Origin of the sequence: Cellulomonas triticagri (assembly GCF_003696205.1) — a bacterium.
Taxonomy (GTDB): domain Bacteria; phylum Actinomycetota; class Actinomycetes; order Actinomycetales; family Cellulomonadaceae; genus Cellulomonas; species Cellulomonas triticagri.
The window spans coordinates 1-3692 of sequence record NZ_RFFI01000204.1 but is presented as its reverse complement, the minus strand read 5'-3'; the positions used below and the strand labels follow the sequence as shown (position 1 = coordinate 3692).

General features: G+C 77.6%; 4 protein-coding genes. 3 read left to right on the top strand and 1 reads right to left on the bottom strand.

Annotation, left to right across the window (positions count from 1 at the left end):
* A partial coding sequence (locus EBM89_RS21590; RefSeq protein WP_199732217.1) for a hypothetical protein occupies positions 1-1347 on the top strand: 1347 nt, incomplete at its 5' end.
* Here the strand turns inward: EBM89_RS21590 and EBM89_RS19965 are convergent.
* Positions 1331-2095, bottom strand: a complete 765-nt coding sequence (locus EBM89_RS19965; protein ID WP_122151329.1) for a TIGR03089 family protein — start codon at positions 2093-2095, stop codon at positions 1331-1333. The two genes, EBM89_RS21590 and EBM89_RS19965, sit on opposite strands and share 17 nt — an antisense overlap.
* Before the next feature lie 282 nt (positions 2096-2377).
* On the opposite strand from EBM89_RS19965, the gene EBM89_RS21930 reads away from it, so the two are divergent.
* Together EBM89_RS21930 and EBM89_RS19955 are read left to right on the top strand one after the other, a co-directional pair.
* On the top strand, positions 2378-2641 hold the full coding sequence (locus EBM89_RS21930) for a WhiB family transcriptional regulator (RefSeq protein ID WP_305038157.1): 264 nt from the start codon (positions 2378-2380) through the stop codon (positions 2639-2641).
* Between the two features lie 36 nt (positions 2642-2677).
* A partial coding sequence (locus EBM89_RS19955; RefSeq protein WP_122151326.1) for a glycosyltransferase family 2 protein occupies positions 2678-3692 on the top strand: 1015 nt, incomplete at its 3' end.

Here is a 3692-nt window from a genome sequence, read left to right as displayed (position 1 = left end):
GTCGGCGCGGTGGGCGCGGCGCGGATCGACGGGGCCGTCGCCCTCGTCGGGCTCGCGGTCGGCTACGCGCTGGTGGGGGCGTCGCCGCTGGGTCGCGCGGACCGCCGTGCCGCCGCGCGCGCCGGGGTGGCCGCGGTCGGTGCCGGTGCGGTGCTCGTGGCGCTCGGGACGACCGACGTGCTGCGGCTGAGCCCCGAGTACGTGCGGGTGCACAGCTCGCAGCTGACCGGGCTGCTCACGGCCGCCGCGCTCGTGGTCCTCGTCGCCGTCGTCACGCTGGTGCTGCCCGGGCGCGCGCTGGCGGGCCTGCGGCGGGTGGTGCACGGCCGGCGCCGGGGGCTCGGGACCGCCGCCGCCGCGGTCGTGGTCGTCGTCGGGCTCGGCCTCGCGACCCGGCCGCTGTGGTGGGAGGGCCGGTTCACCGACCCCACCACCGGCTTCGGCTACGCGGTCCAGGTGCTCCAGCAGGCCGCCGGTCAGCCGCTCGACGCCGCCCGGTCGTACGACGAGCAGACCCTCGCGTGGGTCGCCTGGTACCTCGGCGTGCCGGTGGTGGTGCTCGGCTTCGCGGGCCTCGCCCTGCTGGCCCGCCGCGCCGTGGCGGGCCGCGACCCGGCGGCCACCCTCCTCGTCGCGGTGATCGGGGTCGCGGCGGTGTTCCCGCTGGTGCGGGTGAGCATCACCCCGGACCAGATCTGGGCGGTGCGGCGGCTGCTGCCCGCGACGTTCCCCGGGCTGCTGCTCGCCGCGACCGTGGCGCTCGCGGCCCTGGCGGGCAGCGGCGTGCGTCGCCGGTGGCGGTACGGGCCGTACCGGCCGTCCCGCGGTACCTCCCGCACCGGTGCCCGGGCAGTGGGGTCGGTCGCCCGCCCGCTCGGCGCCGGTGTCCTCGCCCTCGCCGTCGTCGCGTTCCCCGTCACCACGTGGCGCCCGGGCGCGTCGGTCGTCGAGCTGTCCGGCCGCGCCACCCAGGCCCACGCCGTCTGCGACGCCCTCGCGGACCTGGGCGTGGAGCGGGTGGTGTGGACGCACTCCAGCCCGTTCCGGTACCTGGCGACGCTGCGGGTGGTGTGCGACGTCGAGGTGGTCGAGCTGCTGGAGCCGCCCTCGGCGGCGGACCTCGCGGCGATCCGCGCGGCGTGGGGCGGCGAGCCCGTGGCGGCGCTGAGCTTCGACCTGGCGGACTACCCGTGGAGCGGGGGCGTCCCGGACGCGGGTGTCGGCGGCGTCACCTCCACGACGCTGGGTCGGACCCTGGTGGGCGCGCCACGCACGGTGGACAGCACGTGGAGCGAGGTCTGGGTCGGTCTGGTCCAGCAGGACGGGACGGTCACACCGTCGCCGTGACCCGCTCGGTCTCGGCGACGCGCTCGGAACGGGCGGGGGTGTCGCCGGGCTCGGGGTGCAGCAGCACGAGGGAGCCACCGTCCGCGAGCACGCCGAGCGCGGTGAGCAGGACGACGGGGGTGGCGGTGCGGGCAGCGGACACCTCGAGCAGCGCGCGGGACCCGGCGGGGACGGCCGTGACGGTCCCTGCCGCCGCGGCGAGCAGCCCGGCGTGGGGGACGGGGTCCGTCCCGACGTCGAGGGCGTCCGCGCCGGGGTCGGTGGCGGGCACCCAGCCGATGACGTCGCCGTAGGTCATGACGGACGCGGCGGCGTCGAGGGCGTCGGGCGGCAGCGTGCCGTCGTACCGGCGGGCGAGCGCGGGCAGCGTGACGACGACCACGGCGGCGGAGCGCGGCAGGTCGAGGTCGTCGGGCCGGTCGGTGACGACGACGTCGGCGGACGCGAGCGCGCCGGGCGTGGCGTCGGTCACGACGGTGGCGCCGGTGCGCCACGCGGCGAGCGCCCAGAGCAGGGTCCGCCAGTGCGGCGGCAGGTCGAGCAGGACGCGGGTGCCGGGCTCGGCGTCGAGCTCCTCGACGAGCAGGTTGGTGGTCTTGCTCACCCAGTTGTCGAGCACCGCGCCGGACAGCTCGACGCGCTCCCCGGCGGTCCCGTACCAGGTCAGGCGGGGGCGGCCGGGCTCGGTGAGCAGGCCGGCGAGGACGTCGGCGACGGTGGCGGCGGGGCGGGGGCTGGTGACGGGCACCACGCCAGCCTAGGTGCCGGGCCCTATGACGAATCGGACATACCGCCCGGAGAGCGCTTCACTAGCACTGTTCCGCTTGACTACGCGGAACGACACGCGTGTAATTCCCGGAGACGGTTGGCCGGAGGTCACCCGCGCGGGACCCGTCCGGGGGACCCGGGTCACAGCCTGTGACAGCGATCATCAGCACCGAGCACGACGGGGGAGGCACACATGTGGAGTCTGCTCGACGACGAGGGATCCTTCCCGTCCGAGGCGCAGGGCGCGCAGCCCGAGCCGGGGATGGCGAGCGTGCTGCCGCTCTTCGGGTCGCCCGAGGACGACGGCATCATGGGCTGGCAGGAGCGCGCGCTGTGCGCCCAGACCGACCCCGAGGCGTTCTTCCCCGAGAAGGGCGGCTCGACCCGGGAGGCCAAGAAGGTCTGCCAGGGCTGCGAGGTGCGCTCCGAGTGCCTCGAGTACGCGCTGGAGAACGACGAGCGGTTCGGCATCTGGGGCGGCCTGTCCGAGCGGGAGCGCCGCAAGCTCAAGCGGCGTGTGGTCTGAGCCGCGGCGCCCTGCGGGGCGCATGATGTCGTGAGCATGTCCGACACCACGCACGCCGGCGCGCCCGCCACCGGGTCCCTGTCCACCCCCGCCCCCGTCACGGCGGTGGTCGTGGCCCGTGGCGCCACCGCGTTCCTCCCGACGACGCTGCGCGCGCTCGCCGCCCAGACCCGTGCCCCCGCCCGGGTCCTGCTGGTCGACGCGGGCGAGCGTCCCGACCCCGCCCTCGCGGGCGTCCTGCGCGACGCCGGCCTGCCCGCGGGGTCCAGCACCCTGCTGACCGCCCCCGGCGCCCGCACCTTCGGCGACGCCGTGCGGACCGCCGTCGGCGGCGCCGACCTGCCCGGCACCTGGCTGTGGCTGCTCCACGACGACTCCGCCCCCGAGCCCGCCGCGCTGTCCGAGCTGGTCCGCGCGGTGCAGGCCGCACCCTCCGTCGGCGTGGCCGGCGTCAAGCAGCGCACCTGGACCGCCCCCGCCCGCCTGCTGGAGGTCGGCGTGCGCACGTCGCGCTCCGGGCGCCGGATGACGGACGTCGAGCCCGGCGAGGTCGACCAGGGCCAGCACGACGGCCGCGAGGACGTCCTCGGCGTCGGCCTCGCGGGCGCGCTGGTGCGGCGCGACGTGTGGGACGAGCTCGGCGGCACCGACCCCGCCCTCGGCCCGTTCGGCGACGGGCTCGACCTGTCCCGGCGCGCGCGGCTCGCCGGGCACCGCGTGCTCGTCGTCCCGTCGGCGGTCGTGCGGCACGCCCAGGCGGGCTACCACGGGCTGCGGGACCACCCCGAGGAGCCGGTGGTCGACCTCGACGCCGACGGCGAGCCCGACGCCGCCGACCCGCGCCGGTCCTACGCCGCCCGCCGCACCGCGCTGCTGCACCTGCGGCTGGCGTCCGCGCCGCTGCCGCTGCTGCCGCTCGTCGCGGTCATGGCGGTGCTCGCGGGCGCGATCCGCGTCGTGGTCCGCATCGCCACCAAGGAGCCCGTCCTCGCCGCCGCCGAGGTGATCGCCCCGCTGCGCGCGCTCGCCCGCCCCGCGGCCGTCGCCCGCG

Bases quoted from the DNA above. Each gene is read 5' to 3' on its own strand.
- EBM89_RS21930 (WP_305038157.1), top strand. From the start codon at position 2,378: ATGGCGAGCGTGCTGCCGCTCTTCGGGTCGCCCGAGGACGACGGCATC.